Origin of the sequence: Stenotrophomonas sp., assembly GCF_050737075.1 — a bacterium.
Classification (GTDB): domain Bacteria; phylum Pseudomonadota; class Gammaproteobacteria; order Xanthomonadales; family Xanthomonadaceae; genus Stenotrophomonas.
On the sequence record NZ_JBOHXV010000025.1, the window covers coordinates 1 to 17893 of the forward strand.

General features: G+C 61.7%; 12 protein-coding genes. 3 read left to right on the forward strand and 9 right to left on the reverse strand.

The window, feature by feature from the left end; genetic code table 11:
• Positions 1 to 103: 103 nt before the first annotated feature.
• The 3 genes from ACREPD_RS08390 to ACREPD_RS08400 form a co-directional block, all read right to left on the reverse strand.
• Positions 104 to 1930 carry a hypothetical protein gene (locus tag ACREPD_RS08390; protein ID WP_431598889.1) on the reverse strand — a complete coding sequence of 609 codons (1827 nt, stop codon included), beginning with the start codon at positions 1928 to 1930 and terminating at the stop codon, positions 104 to 106.
• Positions 1931 to 1948: 18 nt separating this feature from the next.
• The gene (locus ACREPD_RS08395) at positions 1949 to 3238 is read right to left on the reverse strand and encodes a hypothetical protein (protein WP_431598890.1); all 1290 of its coding nucleotides are present in this window, start codon (positions 3236 to 3238) and stop codon (positions 1949 to 1951) included.
• Positions 3239 to 3442: 204 nt separating this feature from the next.
• Positions 3443 to 3739 carry a topoisomerase DNA-binding C4 zinc finger domain-containing protein gene (locus tag ACREPD_RS08400; RefSeq protein WP_431598891.1) on the reverse strand — a complete coding sequence of 99 codons (297 nt, stop codon included), beginning with the start codon at positions 3737 to 3739 and terminating at the stop codon, positions 3443 to 3445.
• A gap of 266 nt (positions 3740 to 4005) precedes the next feature.
• Between ACREPD_RS08400 and ACREPD_RS08405 the strand changes: the two genes are divergently transcribed.
• Positions 4006 to 5169 carry an AlbA family DNA-binding domain-containing protein gene (locus ACREPD_RS08405; RefSeq protein WP_431598892.1) on the forward strand — a complete coding sequence of 388 codons (1164 nt, stop codon included), beginning with the start codon at positions 4006 to 4008 and terminating at the stop codon, positions 5167 to 5169.
• A 952-nt stretch (positions 5170 to 6121) separates the two neighbouring features.
• On the opposite strand, the gene ACREPD_RS08410 is transcribed toward ACREPD_RS08405, so the two are convergent.
• Both ACREPD_RS08410 and ACREPD_RS08415 read right to left on the reverse strand, forming a co-directional pair.
• Positions 6122 to 9106, reverse strand: coding sequence for a TonB-dependent receptor domain-containing protein (locus ACREPD_RS08410; protein ID WP_431598893.1), 2985 nt, complete (start codon positions 9104 to 9106; stop codon positions 6122 to 6124).
• A gap of 359 nt (positions 9107 to 9465) precedes the next feature.
• Positions 9466 to 9873: a DUF4124 domain-containing protein gene (locus tag ACREPD_RS08415; RefSeq protein ID WP_431598894.1), complete on the reverse strand. Its 408-nt coding sequence runs from the start codon at positions 9871 to 9873 to the stop codon at positions 9466 to 9468.
• A gap of 710 nt (positions 9874 to 10583) precedes the next feature.
• Between ACREPD_RS08415 and ACREPD_RS08420 the strand changes: the two genes are divergently transcribed.
• Positions 10584 to 12260: a serine hydrolase domain-containing protein gene (locus tag ACREPD_RS08420; RefSeq protein WP_431598895.1), complete on the forward strand. Its 1677-nt coding sequence runs from the start codon at positions 10584 to 10586 to the stop codon at positions 12258 to 12260.
• 17 nt (positions 12261 to 12277) lie between these two features.
• On the opposite strand, the gene ACREPD_RS08425 is transcribed toward ACREPD_RS08420, so the two are convergent.
• Complete coding sequence (locus ACREPD_RS08425) at positions 12278 to 13153, reverse strand: MipA/OmpV family protein (protein WP_431598896.1); 876 nt, start codon at positions 13151 to 13153, stop codon at positions 12278 to 12280.
• A 99-nt stretch (positions 13154 to 13252) separates the two neighbouring features.
• The gene (locus ACREPD_RS08430) at positions 13253 to 13654 is read right to left on the reverse strand and encodes a hypothetical protein (RefSeq protein WP_431598897.1); all 402 of its coding nucleotides are present in this window, start codon (positions 13652 to 13654) and stop codon (positions 13253 to 13255) included.
• A 244-nt stretch (positions 13655 to 13898) separates the two neighbouring features.
• Here ACREPD_RS08430 and ACREPD_RS08435 point away from each other — a divergent pair, with 244 nt between their 5' ends.
• Complete coding sequence (locus tag ACREPD_RS08435; protein ID WP_421566944.1) at positions 13899 to 14273, forward strand: hypothetical protein; 375 nt, start codon at positions 13899 to 13901, stop codon at positions 14271 to 14273.
• On the opposite strand, the gene ACREPD_RS08440 is transcribed toward ACREPD_RS08435, so the two are convergent.
• Together ACREPD_RS08440 and ACREPD_RS08445 are read right to left on the reverse strand one after the other, a co-directional pair.
• Positions 14274 to 15332, reverse strand: a complete 1059-nt coding sequence (locus tag ACREPD_RS08440) for a fimbrial protein (protein WP_431598898.1) — start codon at positions 15330 to 15332, stop codon at positions 14274 to 14276. It abuts the gene before it with no gap.
• On the reverse strand, positions 15323 to 17887 hold the full coding sequence (locus tag ACREPD_RS08445) for a fimbria/pilus outer membrane usher protein (protein WP_431598899.1): 2565 nt from the start codon (positions 17885 to 17887) through the stop codon (positions 15323 to 15325). The genes ACREPD_RS08440 and ACREPD_RS08445 overlap by 10 nt, the downstream gene beginning before the upstream one ends.
• Positions 17888 to 17893 lie beyond the last annotated feature (6 nt).

Sequence of the window (17893 nt, forward strand, 5' to 3'; positions counted from 1 at the left end):
CGACGTGGTGCTAGATCTATCGCTCAATGTGCAAGAGCGCATCCTGTAGAAGCGTCGCAAAACTTCAACCGCCACAGTACGTTAGCTCACTTTTGGCTGTTTTTTACAAGAATCCCTGCCGACCCTCATTAGTGTCTGACGCATACATTCCGATGCTCGCCCGAAGCACGTCCGAAGGCAGGCAGTCTCGCAGCTTCTTGTTGTTATCCGGGTCCCATCCGCGCATGCGAAAAAGTTCTTCGCGCAGACCGGAATCAATATGACGTCGCGTGAGTAGCACAGCACTGAGCCATAGTGAGTCCGAGCGAGGCTCTGAAAGCAGCACCTTGATCAATGCCTGCTCGTCAACCGATAACTGAGGCCACATATTGGAAACTTCCGCGAGAACCCGAGCCGGAACGGCCGTGCCTGGCACATCGAGGAGATCTCGGATCAAGCCCGTGCGCGACGCGCCGGGGGGCAGGAACTCCACGATGAGCTCAGCGACCGTGATCTCATACGCAGTTGGCGATCTAACGCCGTTGATCCGCTTCACAAGTCCAACCCATTCCGCGCAGATCGCCGCCATGTCTGCGTGGCTCAAATGTGGCGCAGAGCGAGACACGATTCCGTGCAGCCGCGCGTCACTGAACTTGATAGTGCCGGGCAGGTGCTTAAGGACAGTAGGCAGGAGACGACCCAGCAGCCCCCATGCCTCGAACTTATGCGTCTTATCGAGAACCAAGCACCACGAAATCAAGACTACCGATGAGTAGGGATTTGACCAAGCACGAACCAACGTGGACGTAACCCGGTCAAGCCGATCTTGAGAGACTTTCGCCCAGCTGTCGCGCAGTGCAGTAAGCGCTTCACTCAGCACCTGCGGATGGCGCTCAGAAGCGATTCGTGTGAGCACCAGATCATCATGATCCCGATGCTCGCGGATCCATGACGAAATGGCTCTGGCTCGTATAGATGCCTCATCGTAGCTAAGGAGGCGATGCATGTAATCAAGCGTCATCTCTTTCGGGTTCTGATCGAAGAACTTCGCTCCCTCCCACGCAACTTCCGCGGAGCATCGAACAGAATCATCTTCCATGAACGCTCGCACCATTGCGGCGTCAGTCGCATCGAAGATTGACGATAGCGACGAAGGAACACTCAGCATTCCACTACCGTCGACCTTGGACAGTGTCGCCTCGCCGCAAGTCCATGACACGTCACTGAGGGACACGAACGATGCTTGGCGTATCCAGGTCTGCACGTCGTCGAGCTTTGCGCCCACCTCATCCATGCGGCTGACCAAGAAGGAGAAGCAGACGTCGCGAGTCGAGATGAAGATTGATCCGAGACCTCGCTCTGCTATGCGGAATAACGCCTCCAAGCCGTCTCCCTTCACATGCTCAGCGAGCCAGGCGAGGTTCTTGGCAGCCGCTTTCGCCGTGTGCGGGGAGAGACACAGTAGCGACTTTTCAATCAGCGCCAGGAGGTCTTGTCGATCAAAGGTGGACGAAAAATCGACAAGTGACTCAGATGCAGCGCGAAACACCGGGTGCACAAAGGAGATCTGTTGGTCGGGAGAGACTTCCACGATGCCTCTTCGCTCGAGATTCCTGACAGAAGCGCGATGCGTCTCGGCAAGTTCAGGCACAGGCGCGTAGCTGGCTAAGCCGGAGGGCGCGGGCACGCTTTCATCCAGCCTCCAGTTCGATTCCTTGCCGCTGACCTCCACATAGCCAGGCAGGTCAGTCCTACCATGGTTCGTCAGAAACGCGAGCTCATCCATTGCCAAGGAAATTCCTGGCGCCGTTCCAATCGCCAGCACTTGAAGCAGGCTCGCTGATGTCTCGGCGGCTAACGCTCGTCCCAAATCGGATGCATCTTCCTTCGCGAGCCTCAGTGCTTTCTCCAGTGTTGGCGCCTCACCCAGGCGGTCGGAGTTGAGCGCCAAGTAACTCAGGAATCCGGGTTACAGCGTAATCTCGCCTCCGCCAAACGCATCTAGAACTGACTGATAGAGCACGCTCGACACTTTTCCGCGACTGCCGAGGTCCCGCCATAGCTTCGTCGCAAGCTCAGCAGAATGTGCATCCAGATCGACCCAGGCATGACTGCGCAATCGAGCGCCCGAGAGTGAGCTCGTGTTGAACACACCAAATATTCGGTCCTTCGCTTGCACGACGATGAGCAGCTTTGTAGCGTTTGCTCGCAACACTAAGTCCTTGAGTTGTGCAAGCTCCTGAGCGGAATTCGGAACAGGATGTGTGCCTCCGAAAGGGTCGTCGAGGATGGCAACGCGCCAAGCTCTCGCACCATCGAGAAGGAACCGAGAAGCTTCGAGCACGCTGAAGCATTCCTTGGCTTCATAACCCTTCACTTGGAGCTTTGAAGCCAACTCACGCGCCGTGAACGTCTTTCCAGTCCGAGGAGATCCTGAGAGCAAGAGCACGTGCGACGCTAAGAGACCCGCCAACATCTGGTCTTCCAAACCACGCGATACATAGTCACTGGGCCGCATCGTGGATGGCGCGTGGCGCTCGATCACATCACAGATGGAGGCCAGCACATCGATGCGATCTCCTTTGGCGCCCTGAACTCGCGCTCTCATCTCTCCGATCGCATGCGCAGCAGATCCAGTAGGTACGCCCAACTCAGCCAGCGTGTTCATTATCCGCGTTTGCACGTCCTCCGACGTTTGCTGCTCTAGGATCAAGACCCGGCCCAGCGCTGAGCGAAGAGCGGCCTGATCAATTTCAGCGGCCGTCTTGATCAGGTGCGCATGACGCGTTTGCCAGAGCGTCGTGCCGTCCTCGGCGAGAGTTCCGAGCGCGCGCGAGTAATCTCTCCGGAATGCCTCGGCACTAGGTGCCGAAACGCTCCGCTGCAGGATATCCTCCGGCATTCGCTTGATCAGAAATGACGACACGGCATCCACACAGCGGCCGGAAATAACGAAGAGCGCAAACCGCCGTTCGTCTTGAATGAGCCGATCCAGAAGTGTGCCCTCCCCTTTCCGATCAGGGAAGTGAGCAAGATGGCTGGCGAGCTTAGCCAGATCTAATGCGCTCTCGCTCCCCTTGACCTGCACTTCGACCGTTGCGGCAGCGCCAAGGCAAGCGAACTCCAGCTGACCGTCCTCGCCACCTGCAGGTTCCGCGAACATCTGAACCCTGTCGAGGCTTCTGGAGCGAAGCGCGATGTCAATGCAAACCAAGTCTTGGAACTCAAATTTCTCAGGGGCGATGATGGCGATGTTCATCGCCAGATTGTAGCCGGCGAATAGCCATAAATGCGCTGTTGCTGTGCCCTAAATCTCACATTTCCGCGCGAATTCAGCGCGAAATGAAAGGTCGGATGGTCAGCGCGTGGGTCGTGGCGGACCGCAAGGATCTGACTGGGCAAAGCCGCGCCCTGACATTGACCGGACTACCGGTCAATAGCGCTTGATCCTCTCCGGCACCCTTCACGCGAGGTCAGTGCAGCGGAGGAGGTTGTCCTTGGCTTTGCAGCCTTCGCGAAACCTCGAGCAGCCAAGGAATGGACCGTGGCGGCTGTTCTTTTTCTGGATACATCCCTTCTTGCAGACCGGGCAGCGATCCCCGATGTGCACGGGCACCGTGATTCGCTGCGCATGACTTCTCTGTGGCTCGGCTTGGCGCGTGCCCGCTTGCTTGCGCGTAAAGTCGCATCCTGGGAAGCGGCTGCACCCGGAAAATGCGCCGCGCTGACGCCAAAGCGCCGTTTCCAGCTTGGTGCCCAAAGCGACAATCTCGAGGATTTCGGCAAGTAAGGCTCCCAGCTCGAGAACATCGGCGCCACTTGGGGTATTGTTGCCTTGACGTCGAGCTACGGAATCGATGCGGCGACTGCGGATGAGATCACCGCGATGTTCGCGGAGTACAGCTTGTCCAAGGGCGCAGAGGCCTTTTTCCGACCACTTGCGGCCGCGTTGGAGCGCGCAAGAAATGCGAGCCTCGCCGCGGCGTTGCCCCCCATACTGTTAACGAGCACTGAAAGGACCCCGAGATGCTGGCCGACGCGCTGCTGGAAGAGTTGCGGAGCAGAGGAGAAGGTCCTGACTTGGACTACAAGGCCGAGCGCTATGCATTCGCCAAAGCCACTGCGGAGCAGAAGTCCGAGCTGCTTAAGGATATCCTGGCCCTGGCCAACACACATCACAGCGGCAACGCCTACCTGCTGATGGGATTCAGGGAGAACCCGCCGTATCCGGCGGAAGTGATCGACCTTCCTGCCGACGGCGCCATCGACGATTCCAGGCTCCAGCAGTTCGTGAATGAGAAGCTGGAGACCAAGCTGGTTTTCAGGTACGAGGAGCAGTTGTTCGACGGCAAGCACATCGCCGTCATCACCGTCCCCAATCAGCCCAGGCCGTTCTACCTCACCAAGAGGTTCGGCAACGTGGAAGCCAACACGGTCTATGTCCGCCGCGGGAGCTCGACAGGCATCGCCACTCCTCGCGAGATCTACCGGATGGGGGTGGCCGATCATTCCAGGGGCGAGGCCCTGCTTGACCTAGCCGTGCTGGATGAGAAGAACCAGCCGCTGGCCGACCACTTCGAGCGGACATTCTTGACGTTCGAGGAATTGCCCGACTACAAGCGCTATCAACCGCCCGCCTACCTAGCCGCTCCGAACTACAACCTCGAGAACCGGAACTACTGGCGCGAGGGGGCGGAGTACTTCCAAGCCAAGAACCGTCTCATCCGAATCCGGCTGGAGTTGGGCAATCGCTCCAACTTCGCCTTGAGCGCCATCAAGCTCGAGGTCACCTGGACCAGCAACGGCGGCCAGAGCTACAGGATGCTGACCGAGTCGGAGGTTCCCGACCCGCCGGCGGACGAATGGCACCTCGGGCCTGTCCCCAGGGGGGACGGGACAACCGAGGTGGACGAGGAGGGTATGCAACCCGTGTTCAATTGCCACCTAGGCAACGTCCGCCCCGGCGAGATCCGCCGGATCGCTGAGGATCTAATCCTCTTGCCCGCAGGACCCGGCAGCTACACCATGAAAGTGCGAGTTCTGGCCAACGAGCTGGATACGCCGCAGGTCATCGAACGTGTAATTGAGGTGCGGGGAGAATCCAACCACCTGAGCTTCGACGAGCTCCAAGAGTTGCTGGATGACGACCAAGACGGACGCGAAACGGTTTCAGAAAATGAGGACGGCTGACGCCGCTTCGTATTGGACTCGGCGACGGCCATCAGGATTTTCGGCGCGAGGCCCAAGCTGGCGCCGACGACGCGTCCGATCGAGAACCAGCACGATCCCGTCTTTTTGCTAGCAGCACAGCCGACCTTCCGGACGAAGCAGCGCAACCAACGCATCAGCTCTTTCTCGTCAGTGGCGAACACGCATTCGAACACACCCTGGATCAAGTGGTGTGCTTAGTCTGCTCCGTTCTTACGGACGCCTAAAAGAAGGCCAATTCAGGCCATGAATAGTGCTTCTTGCGCCTGAGCTAGCGACCTACTTGGGGCGAGCGATATCCCTCCCTACCACCGATAAATCCTCCTAGTCCCCTGCCCCGCCGATGCCGATATGCGGCCAAAACCGGTCACTCGCGACCGCCACCAATCGCCCGCCAGTTCCATACGCAGTCCTAATCGGAGAAAATCCAATCATATGCCTTTCTACATGTTCCGAGTTCGAGTCCCCGGCCTCCGACTTGCACTAAGATCATGTCTCTGCAGCACAGATCATCTTAGAAATGCCTTACAAAGCCGGACTGCCTCGTTGCAAGTCAGTGTTCTCTGTAAGTATTTTTCAGGGACATCAATTTGGAGCACTGACAGTGTGCTACCACGCGTCCGCGCTGTCGGATCACTTCCGTGCATCTGCGGGACCAGTACTCAATAAGTACAGAGATCCAAGGCAGAAGCCGTGAAGCCCTCGCCCAAGCCCTGCCTGGCTCCGGTGATGAGCAGCGCAGTACCCAGAGCCACAAACGCTACATAACCAGCAAAGCTTACCGCCGTCTCCAGCTCCAGCAACACCGCGTCCCCACGTCGCTTCTTTGCCCCCCGTTCCACCCATAGGCCGTTCTTCTCGTGATCTTTTCTGGCACATCAACGAAACAAGCCCGGCGTGAGCCGGGCTTGTTCGTGTTGCCGTTATGGATGGATCAGAACTTGTAGGACGCGCCCATGTAGAAATACCGGCCGACGTTGTCGTACATCGAGTGCCCCACCTCGGCACCGAAGTAGTTGCGCGGAGGATCCTTGTCGAAGGCGTTGTCGATTCCCAAGTACACGTCGATCTTGTCACCCGGGAACTGATATCCCAGCTGGAAGTTGTGGTAGGTGTACGAGCCATTTCGAATCGGGCTGGCCGAACCAGGGTTGCTGGAATAGCTGCTCGGGGTAACGCGCAGGTTGCCGTCGATGTAGTTCAGGTCCCACGAGGCACGCCACTGGCCCAGCGAGTACTTGCTCTGCAGGGTCGCCCGCCAGCGCGGATCGGTCACGTAGGTGACGTACTCGTTGTACTCGTCCGGGAAGTCCTGGAAGGTCCACTCGCGTGACTGGATCAGACGGCTACCGACCAACCGGACCACTGCATCTCCCTCAAGCATCTTCCAGCGATAGTCCATTTCCACGTCAACGCCGATGCGGCGGGAGCGTGCCAGGTTCTCGTTCAGCGCGGTCCAGCGAACGATCGAGTGCTCAGGGAACAGGCGGCCCTGTGCATCGGTGAAGCCGCCGGCCGGTGCACGCACGACCTGGTCGCAGAACGAGTTGCCTACCCCGCCGGGGGAATCCACGCAGCGACTGGCGTTGGTCTGTGCCGTCACAGCGCCGATGGCGTCCTCCAGATTGATGTTCCAGTAGTCCACCGACATGCCGAAGCCCGGCAGGAACCCTGGTTGCCACACGAAACCGTAGGTGAAGCTGCGCGCGTGCTCCGGCTTCAGATCCGGATTGCCGCCGCTGACGCCCGGGCGATTGGCACTGTAGGTATCGATCCAGCCCACCGGCACGCCCAGCGCGGAACAGTTGGCCTGCCGCAGTGCCGGGTCCTTTGCAGTCGACGGACGGTTGGTGTTGGTCACCAGGTAGTTGCAGGGATCGGCGATGGTGGCGAAGTTCTCGCTTTGCGGGTTGTACAGCTCGCCGATACTCGGTGCACGTACGGCCTGCGACAGCGTGCCGCGCACGCGCAGCGAGGGGATCACGGTCCAGTCCAGACCCACTTTCCAGGTGGTGGTTTCGCCGATGCTGCTGTAGTCCGAGTAACGGCCTGCGGCGTCCATTGTCAGCGAGTAGATGCCCGGGATGTCGGCCAGCAGTGGGACGCTGGTTTCGACGAAGACTTCCTTCACGTCGTACTGCCCCATCCTGTTGGGGATGGCGTTGAGGAAGGTCAAACCTTGGGCGGCCAGCGGGTCGGTGATCTCACGGCTCTTTTCCTTGCGGTATTCCACGCCGCCAGCGATGCCAACGTCGCCAGCCGGTAGGCGGAACAGCGAAGAATTGGCCACGGAGGCACTGAACACAGTCTGCTGGATACGTGAGAAGTTGAACGAATCCACGTTCATCCAGTCCCGCGCGGCCTGCGTCACCGCGCCATTGCCGAGCACGCTGAACGGCACGCAGCCTTCCCGCGCGAAGCTCGAATACACCCGACCGGTGTGCGGATTGACGGCGTCCGGGTTTAGCGTGGTACGGCAGGCGACATTGCCGGTGGCCGGGTCGATGACCGCGTCCAAGCCCGCCTGCCAGCGTTCGTTGATGCGGTTATTGAGGTTCCAGCGTTTGACCTCGGTCTGGCCCCAGTTGCCATAGGCGTCGTAGGTCCAGTTCTCGCTCAGGTTCCCTTCAATGCCGAACACGAAACGCTGGGTGTTGCGTTCAACATGCTCGCCGCGCTGGCCTGCGTCGACGTTGAAGCGGTTCAGTGTCAGCTGGGACACGCCGTTGGCCGCCATCAGAGCGCGCAGCTCAGGGCTGACAAAGGCATTGTCGCGCTGGACGCGGATGGTGGTATCGAACGACGGCTGGGCCAGGAAGTCGGACACCGTTTCGGTGTACTTGCCTTCGAAGTACAGGCGGTGATTGTCGTTCAGGTCGAAGTTGACCACCGTGTTGACGCTCTTGCGGTCGAAGCCCGGCTGCAGATCGGCAACGGAGTTCAGGTCGGCGAAATCGCAGTCGGTGCACGAGGTGTTGCTGACCACGATGCCGTCATACCGCTGCTTGCGGAACGACCCATCCGGGTTGAACTGGTAACGGTTGCCCCAGGTCGACGGATTGCGGAAGTCGAACGTGCCCAGCGTGAAGGTGCCGCCGAAGGAGATGGAGTGATTGCCACCCGGACCGCTCAGAATGGTCTGCGGATTGCGCTCGCTCGGCGCCTCGCTTGGGTCAAACGCGGGATTGGGGACTGACACAAGGAATTCGTTGCCGATCGCGCGATCGCTGCGGCGGAAACGGTCCTGCTTGCTGTACTCCAGCGCTATGGCAGCGTTGCCGCGACCATTGGCGAAATCGGTGCCGGTGGAGAAGCTGACAAACGAACGTCCAAAGCCACCTTCGTCTGACATGCCGGTCTGGGCGCGCAGCTCCGCACCGTCGAAGGACTTCTTCATGATGAAGTTGACCACGCCGGCAACCGCGTCGGCGCCGTACACAGCGGATGCGCCGCCGGTGATGACCTCGACGCGCTCGATCCATTCGACCGGAATCGTGTTCACGTCAACGGAGGTGGAGCCGGAGGTCGCGCCAACGTGGCGGCGGCCGTTGACCAACACCAACGTTCGCGAGGTGCCCATGCCACGCAGGTCCATCAGGCCAACGCCTGCGGTACCGATGAAGCGCGTGGAGTTGCCCAGCGTGTACGTCGGGGACAGGGCCGGCAGGCGCGACATCAGATCACCGATGTTGGTCGCGCCGGTAGCGCGGATCTCTTCGGCGGTGATGGCGGTCGTCGGCGACGGGGTGACGAAGCCGGTACGCGCGATGCGCGAGCCGGTCACGGTGACTCTGTCCAGGTCGGTCGTGGCGCTGCCGGCTTCCTGTGCCATGACGGGTACAGCGCTGATCGCCATCAGGCCCGCCGATATCGCGGACGCGAGCAGATGACGCAGAGGCGCAGAACGTTGATTCATCATTTTTATCTCCACTGATTGATGTCCATGTCGCTCTTCCATGAATGCTCTCCCGCTATAACGAGCGTTCAATTCACTCAACCGAACGTAACAGAGCGTTAACGGAATTTACCCGTGTAATTCACGTCAAATTACGATCTGAGACATGCTGCCGCGCAGCATCTCATTTGATTACAATCATTTACGCGTGCTGGATTTGTTTCCATCAGTGGTAGCTAGATGGATGGCTTGGCTGAAAATGTGTCGAATGCGACATCGCATGGTGCTGCGCGGCATCTTCAGCGCATGCACAGCCCCCGATGTCGCGGCCTTGCGCGTTGAGCGCGACAACAACGTAGGCGCCGCGCACTCCTGGAAACGGCCTACTTGCAGGCGTCGTAAACGAGGTCGTCCATGCGCCGGGACGTTTCAAAGGTGCGATGCAGGCCCGCGGCGTCGAATACCGCTTTACGCTGCGCCTTGGCCAGTTCGCAGCGCCCAGGATCTTTGTGCTGGCTGATAGCCGCGCCGTTGGTGCCGCTCCGGCGTGCAGGCGCGTAGGTGCTCATTTGCCGCCGCTGGTCGAGATCGCGCTGGATGGCGTCAAGCCGGGCTTGACGGTCTGGGTTGGGCGCATCTGGCGGCGCATTCCACGTCTTCACCGGGGCACCGTTGGCGCACGGGACCGATTGATAGACGGCCTTCCCGCCCTCAATGCACTTGTGCACCTGCTGGGCAGATGCAGGTCCGGCGCACAGCAGCGCCAGAACGAAAACTGCTCTTACGTCCATGTAACCCCCTGTGGCTGGGTGGAGAATACCTGCTGCGCTTCGAGGCAAAGAGCACCCTCCCCTTGTCCGCACGTGCACCGCAAGCTGTACCGGGCAATCCAAGGCGATGACGCCACGGCCCATCTTGACGCCCCTGGCGCGGAATCAATCCGAGCGCGGCCTGGGACGAACGAAGACAAGGACGAGTGCGACAAGTGCCGCGGCAAGGAACACGCATCCGATGCCTTCGGCAATGGCCACGTCAGTGTCCGAGTACCCAACGCCATGGCTTCCGCTGGCACTCGACGCGCTCACAAGGAAGCCGAATAGACCTACAAGCGGCGCCGAAACGACGTACGCCAAAACGAGAAGTAGTAGACGACGTCGCGATAGGAACAACCAGATGTCCCTATTCCTTCGCCACAGGACCATGCACTTGATGGGGATATAGAGAAATGAGCACGCACTGTAGATCCACACAACAAGCAAGGCCAAGCCCAGTATGGGTACGATTTCCATGTAGCTCAGGGTGCCTGCCAGCGTTCTGGGAAGAGTATGGGGAGCTCCTGGCTCGTCATCCATAAGACCGGCCCTATTTCGCGCGCCCCCTACCCCATCGATTCCGCACTGGCTGCACGGCAACCTGAAAGTGACTTCTGGGCCACGCTGACCCTCGCTGCGCAATGCTAGCTTGCTGGATACACCATCGCTTGGTACGCCAAAGGACTTGCATGCAAACCACGCGTTCCGTCTTGTTGACAGTCGCCATAGCGATGGCATGCGCCACCCAATCCACGCCTGCGCGGGCCGCTGACGCATTGCCTGTCGATCGGCACGCGCAGGTGGATGCGTTATTCGCACCCTGGAGCAGCAGCACTACGCCTGGCTGCGCGGTCGGCATCTCCCGCAACGGCACGCTGGACTACGCGCGTGGCTATGGCATGTCGAACCTGGAGTACGACACTGCGATCTCGCCGGAGTCGATCTTCTACGCGGCGTCCATCTCCAAGCAGTTCACTGCCTTCTCGATTGGCCTGCTGGCGCAGGATGGCAAACTGTCACTCGACGACGATATCCGCAAATACGTGCCGGAGATCCCCGATTTCGGCAAGACCATCACCATCGCACATCTGGTCCACCACACCAACGGCCTGCGGGAGCAAGGCCAGCTGCTGAACCTGGCCGGTTGGCGCAGCGATGATCTGTACACCCAGGCAGACATGCTCTGGGCGTTGAGCCGGCAACGCGAAACGAACTTCGAACCTGGAACGGAGGTCGTGTACGGCAACTCCGCCTACACGCTGCTGGCGGAGATTGTGCGGCGCGTATCCGGCAAGTCGCTGCGCGCCTTCGCCGACGAGCGCATCTTCAAGCCACTGGGCATGGCCCACACCCATTACCAGGACGACCACACCGAGATTGTGCGGGGCCGCGCATCGGCCTACAGCCCCCGCGAAGGCGGCGGCTGGCGGATCAGCGTCCCCAACATCGACTATCACGGCTCGACCGGTGTATTCACCACCGTTGGCGACCTGCTCAAGTGGGAGCAGAATTTGTTGGATCCACGCGTGGGCGGACCAGCGCTGTCGAGCTGGATGCGAACCTCTGGAAAGTTGAATGATGGCACCGAGACCGGGTACGGCGGCGGCTTGCGCCTGGCCGGCTACCGCGGCTTGACCATGCTGAGCCACGATGGCGTGGACGGTGGCTACCGCACCGAGGCCACCCTCTTCCCGGACCAGCGGCTGGCGATCGTGGCGTTGTGCAACGCTGCAACCACCTCGCCCACCGAGCTCACGCGCAAGGTGGCCGACATCTATCTCGGCGATCGCATGACCGAACCGGCGCTGTTGCCGGCAGTGGCCGTGCCGGATGCCGAACAGGCAGCTCTGGCCGGCGTCTACTGGAGTCCGTTGACGGACGAAGTAGTACGAACGGAGTGGAAGGACGGTGCGCTACGCCAGATCGGCGGGGGCGCTGCCTTGGTGCCGGTCGGCAGCGCAGTGTTCCGGCCGGGATCGCAGCCGCACGTGTGGCGATTCATTCCGCCCGCCGCCGGCGCACCTGACGACGCCCAACCCGAACTGCGCATCAAGGATTCCTGGCCCACCGAGCGTGTGTTCGTCCGCGTCGTGGCGCCCATGCCTACGGCGGCTTCGTTGGCCTCGTTCGCCGGGCAATACCGCAGCGTCGAAACAGATACGACCTACACGCTTCGCCTCGTAGGTGACACGCTGATGCTGTCCTGGCCTCGCCAGAACGAGCTCGCCCTCGAATCCGTCGGCGGCGAGCGCTTCGTAGGTTCGCGTGGCACGGTTACGCTCGTGCGCATGGCGTCCGGCGAGGTAGTTGGGTTGACGATCAGCAACCGGCGTTTGCGCCGGCTGCAAGCAGATCGGGTCATGTAGAGGGCGCAGCCACCCACTTAGAAGAGGTAGTTGGCAAAGACCGTGTAAGTCATCTGACTGCTCTTCTGGGTCACCGGGCTGTCGCTGGCATCGCCCTGCAGCCAGGACGCCGTGGCCGCGCCGCCGATGTTCCAGTGCGGCGTGGGCCGGTAGGCGCCTGCAAGGGAGAAGCGCACGTTGTTCAGGCCCGAGCCCGCGCGATACACCGGCAAGCCCGAGTCCACGCTCTGTTGCTGGGTGACGCCAAAGTAAGCGCGGCTGTACTGGCTGGTCACCCACGACAGTCCTGGCCCGGCCGTGAAGACCCAGCGGGCGTCGGGCTGGTAGCGCCCGGTGAGGTCCAGCGTGGCCACGGCACCGCGGGAGTTTCCGCCGATATCCGAGGTCACGCTGCCGCGCAGCGACACCCAGTCATGGGTGTAGATCCCGAACACCTCGGCGTGGGTGGTACGGTCTATATCGCCAAGTCCGTACAGGTGCTCGTCGTCCGATTCGTCGCGAGGTTCAATGAAGTCATAGGTGACAGCGACACCCGCCCGCCAGGTCTCATTGCCGACGAAATATGCACCGAGCGACAGCAGCGCGCCCGCGTCCGGGTTGACGCCGATGAAGAAGCTGCCCCTGCTTGCGCCAATGGCGGGGAATGCTTCGGTCTTGCGACTGTCGCTGCCGGGGAAGCTCGGCATGCTTGCCACGCCGGCGCCCAGCGTGAAGCGCCAGGCGTCACGCGACGTGTCGGTTGTGTCTTCCGGATTGCGCAAGGCATACAGGGATCCGGATGCGCCATAGGTGTCGTCAGCCCACGCAGCGTTGGAAGGCAGCGAGAGAATGCCCCCCAGCACCAGCACAGTTGACGCAGAAACACGTGTCAATGGTGTGCGCAGTACCTTCATTGTGAGCCCCCAGTGAATCCATGGGCCTGCCAGCAGACTGCGGCCGCGGATGATTCGTTCATGATCTTCGTCGAGCGAGCGGCCGCCGGCGTTCCGGACCTACCGCTCCGCCTCTCCGTCCAATACCCGCTCCACAAACGCCACCGCGTTCCGGAAGACCTCGTCGAAGTCAGCCGCCTCGACCACGTCGGGCTGGATCCATTGCCGGTCCTTCAGTGCGATGAGCAGTACGAAGGCGGGCTTCCCCTGCGGCTGCCAGGCGGTGATGTGGTAGTCCTGCTTCCGGTAGGCCGCATCGAGGGTGGCGCTGGCGACGGGGGTTCGGGGGGGCTGCCGCGGATCGCCGCGCGCGGTGTCGGTGCCCGCGGGCTCTGCAGGCGGGTTCGGCGCATGGCTGCCGAAGCGGGTCACTCGGGTCGTTGGCAGGCGGCAGTACTTGCCGATGGCCACGTCGGAGATCCCGCACAGGCTGCTCTGCCCCTCGCCGATCACCGGCCCCATGGCCAGGACACCACGCCTTGAAATCAGTCTCGCCATCGTCGTTCGCCCGCAGAGTGTGTCCACGGAACAAAGTCTGGCCGGACGCCCTGCCATACGCATCAGTAAAGGCGCGTGCCTGGGCTGCGTAGTATTACTTACCGCCCGCCTGCACTCCGCAGGCTCCGGTCGGGTCCATCCACGCCGCCTTCATGGACCCGGGGCAACTCTGTGGCAGCCTGACATCCGTACCGGAAGGACGTCCACCATGCTGCCTCCGTTCATTCGGCGTATCGCCATCCAGCTGTTCGACAACGGCGTGCTGCGCCTGATCTTCGAGAACACGCGCAACATGGCCGTCTCCACCCTGATCACCGCCGCAGGGCTGGAAGTGGTGCGCGCGGGGCCGGGCGACCTGGACCTGGTCAACCCCACCATCGTCGGCTATGTGGTCACGGCCATCGGTGCCTGCCTGCTGCTGCTCAACCTGATGGACGGCCTGTGGCGGCTCAGCCGGATGAAGTCCCACCTGATCCTGCAGATACTGGTCTGCGGCGCCTACGCGTTCATCTTCTGGCGCGTGGTTTACCTCGTCCTGTACTTCAAGGCCGGCGGCGGGATGAGCATGAACCCCGGCGGCTGATCAGAGGTAGTTGAGGGTGAAGGTCATGGCGCCGTCTGCGCTGCCCGGCATAACCGCTGTGTCTGTCTGGATGTAGCGGGCACCGAAATCGATGGAATAATCACCCTGCGCGCCGGCATACCCCGCCAGCGGCGTCGCCGTTCCCAGAGGGAATGCATTGCCCGCCTTGTCCAGCAGTTGAATGCCGATACCGCGCGCACCCGCCTCGGCGCCGAGCGCGACCACCGATTGCGCTGCGTCCACGATGGGCGTCACGGCATCGATCTGATAGGTGATGCGGCTGAGCGCGCCCAGATCCGTCGGCCCCGGGCACCCTGACAAGGCGATCTTGAACGGAACCGTCCGCGTCGAAGATCCCTTGCCCTTGAACTCCGTTGACGTATGGGTCCCCAGCGGCACGGTGACGTTCGGTGTCGTGCAGGCGAGCGCATCGACCCGCACGGTCCCTATCGAGTACGTGGCACTCTGTGCCCTGTCCACCGCGCTGTTGATATAGGGAAACGCTTTCGCCACCTGCATGGCGCTGACGAACCCCGACGCGACCTGCCCTGTCTTGACGAGCATGACCTTGAGCTGGGCCCCGTTCGCCGGGTAGATCGTTGAATTGCATGTTCTGGCGCCATTGACACCCAGTGGCGACCATTCGGTCTGCCATCCGCAGCCATTGGCATACACCATGTAGCCGATCACGATGCCGACGCCGGGCAGCGACGTTTCAAAGACCCTGTACGTCACGCCGCCGTCGACAAGCGTACCTCCCGTTGGTGTGGGCACCATCGATTCAACGCGGATCCCCACTTTATCTGTCGAGAGTGCCCCCTTGCAGTTGAACAGCTCCGAATCCGCCGGTGACAGCGCCCACCCGGTCAGCTGTGTCCCCACAGGCGCATCGCGAGGAACCGTGATGCTGGCCGGCAGCGGCAGCGATATGGCGCGATCGCCGCCGGTGCATATGACGGCGGCGAGCGCAGATGGCGCGATGCTCGCAAGCATGAGTGCGAAGAACACTGTTGCAACGCGGCGGCCATGACGCCTACCACGGAGTTTGATTACTGACATTCGCTTTTCACCATGGTCATCGCATCATTTTTCCCAACGGCATCAGGAAGCGTGTAGTTGAGCTGGCACGTGGATTCCGCGCCCTGCCCCCAACGGACGGTCAACGTTCCACGGGTGGATTTCAGCCTGCGCACCACAATGCGGCCGGCCTGGGCTACCGTTCCCACATTGCCGCCCTCTGCATCGAGAACCTCGGCGCCGAACGGCAGCGGCGAACCCGTGAGGCTCTGAGCCTGGATCAATGCGGATCGGCCCCCGCTCTCGGTTTCGATCCTGGCCAGCACGACGGCACCGTCGGTGGGCACCACGCGTGCCTCGGTGCCCTTGAGCTCCACACTCAGCGGCAATCCCTTGGGATCGATCTCGATGCTGTTGCTGGCAAAGGGAATGAGATTGGACACCACTGCGCGCCCACGCGAATCGAGCAACAAGCCGTTGCCATTGGCAACCCGTGCACCGCCCGCGCCCGCTGCTTCGATGATCGCAATGGTGTCGCCGCCCGTCGGGGAGAAGGCAAGGCCCCCGGAATAAGCCACCACCATGCCGGACGCACCTGCACTCAGCTGGCGGTTGGAGCCGTTGCTGCCCACGCTTGCGGAGAGCGTGGCCTTGGGGAGCACGTAGGCCGCATTGCCGCTCAGCCGGGTCGTGGACCTGCCATCGCCGGTAGTCCTGGTCGCGCTCAACCCGTACGTCAGGGCCTCGTCCACGGCCGCCACCCCGGTCAGTGCCTGGCGGACGCTCGTGGCACCGGCGGGGCCGCTCTGCACGCTGGTCGTGGTGTAGGGAGCGTGTGCGCTGCTGCTCAGGGGCAGGCTAAGAGTCAGCAGCATCGCGTTGTCCCAACGTCCGGTGGCGGGCAGAAACTGCCGCGAGGCCGACACTCCGTAGTTGAGACGCTTATAACTATTGCTGTATCCCGCCTGGTACTGCACCTCCGACTGGGACTGCCCCCAATACCCCTGGGCAGAGCCGGACGCATAGATCGCGCCAAAGCCTGCGGGAAGGCGCTGATTGAGAGCCAGCTGAAACGTGTCGCGGCGAACGCCCGGTTCCCCGGTGGTTCCCATGTGCGCCCCCGCGTGCAACCGCATCGCGGTGGGAAGGTCGAGATAACCGCTGCTCGAATAGCGATAGGCAGCCAGGGTCAGGCTGGTATCGGTAGGTGCGAACAACGTGCTGTACGCCAAGCGATAGCTTTGTCCGGCACGCTGGGGCTCGTCGCGAACGCGCGTAACGGCATGGGTCACATCGGCGCTGAATGCACCGATGCGCGTGTTCAGCGCAATACCTGCGGCCCCTGCCGTGTAGCCGTCCGCCAAGATCGCGCCCCCATACCCGGTCACAAGGTTGGAAAAGCCGTGCTGAAGGGTGAACTGGGAAACCAACGGTTCGGCGGCAACGCTCGCATCGCGGTACTGGCCAATGCCGGCGCTGTAGCGGGTCACTCCCGGCCGCAGTGCATTCACTGCCCTGGCGAAAGGAACGGTGCTGATACGCACGCGCCCATCGGCTTCGGTCACGACAACCTCCAGCTCGCCGCCGTAGCCCGTCGGATAAAGATCGTCGATCTCGAATGCCCCCGGTGCCACCGTGGTTTCATAGAGAACGTTGCCGTGCTGGCGGATCTGAACCAGCGCGTTGCTTTCGGCGATACCGCGAATGGTGGGTGCGTAACCACGCTGGGATTCCGGACGCATGCGATCGTCGCTGCTCAGCACCGCGCCACGCAGGCCGACGCTGTCGAAGACCATGCCATCGGTGAAGGTATCCCCGAGCACCAGCCTGCTCTTCCACGACGGGATTGCCCGTGACAGGTTGGTTTGGATGCCCTGGTACTCCGCCCCCGTCTTGTCCGCGGTCAACGAACCCGTACTGCGAAGACGCCATGCGCCGACGTTGACGCCGCCATCCAGCCCCACGTAGCCACGGGTGACGGACTGACCTGCACCGTTGGATTGGTAGGCGTTCGCGTTGTATTGGAGCCGTGCGGACGTGATGCCCTCGTCCCAGTACTGGGGATCGACGTAGCCACGCGCGGACCGGCGCATGAACGCCTGCGGCACGGTGACCAGCAGCCGCTGCTCGCCGTTGTCGAACGTGGCGAAGGCACCGGGGACCAGGTCGGACAGGGGCACACAGGGCGACGCACTGCCGCCCGAGGGGATAACGACACCCGTCGGGATCTTGCCCAGGTCCACGCCGACCAGCTCCAGCAGCGCTCGATCAAAACATGCGACGACAGCAGCGTTTCTTTCACTTCGGGCGCGGAGTTCCACGTCCGCGCGGCCGGACCAGTTCCCATTCGTCACCACATCGGCCAGATAGGTGCCGGCGGGTGCCTGGTTGCCCTTGTTGAAGCGGGCAAGGTCGATCGCAGTATCGTCGGACTCCCGGATGAAGGCCGTGTTGAATTCCACCTCCGCCGGCGCATCACTGTCATTGTCCGGCAGGCCTTCGGCCTGCGCGCAGACGCTGGCGTACATGGACAGAACCACCGCGCCTGTTGTCCTGAACCAGCAGGCGCCTGGTGGTGACTTCGGCAACTTTTTCATTCTTCA

Coding starts and splice junctions, on each gene's coding strand:
- ACREPD_RS08395 (WP_431598890.1), bottom strand. CDS start 3,238: ATGAACATCGCCATCATCGCCCCTGAGAAATTTGAGTTCCAAGACTTG.
- ACREPD_RS08405 (WP_431598892.1), top strand. CDS start 4,006: ATGCTGGCCGACGCGCTGCTGGAAGAGTTGCGGAGCAGAGGAGAAGGT.
- ACREPD_RS08410 (WP_431598893.1), bottom strand. CDS start 9,106: ATGATGAATCAACGTTCTGCGCCTCTGCGTCATCTGCTCGCGTCCGCG.
- ACREPD_RS08415 (WP_431598894.1), bottom strand. CDS start 9,873: ATGGACGTAAGAGCAGTTTTCGTTCTGGCGCTGCTGTGCGCCGGACCT.
- ACREPD_RS08420 (WP_431598895.1), top strand. CDS start 10,584: ATGCAAACCACGCGTTCCGTCTTGTTGACAGTCGCCATAGCGATGGCA.
- ACREPD_RS08425 (WP_431598896.1), bottom strand. CDS start 13,153: ATGAAGGTACTGCGCACACCATTGACACGTGTTTCTGCGTCAACTGTG.
- ACREPD_RS08430 (WP_431598897.1), bottom strand. CDS start 13,654: ATGGGGCCGGTGATCGGCGAGGGGCAGAGCAGCCTGTGCGGGATCTCC.
- ACREPD_RS08435 (WP_421566944.1), top strand. CDS start 13,899: ATGCTGCCTCCGTTCATTCGGCGTATCGCCATCCAGCTGTTCGACAAC.
- ACREPD_RS08440 (WP_431598898.1), bottom strand. CDS start 15,332: ATGTCAGTAATCAAACTCCGTGGTAGGCGTCATGGCCGCCGCGTTGCA.
- ACREPD_RS08445 (WP_431598899.1), bottom strand. CDS start 17,887: ATGAAAAAGTTGCCGAAGTCACCACCAGGCGCCTGCTGGTTCAGGACA.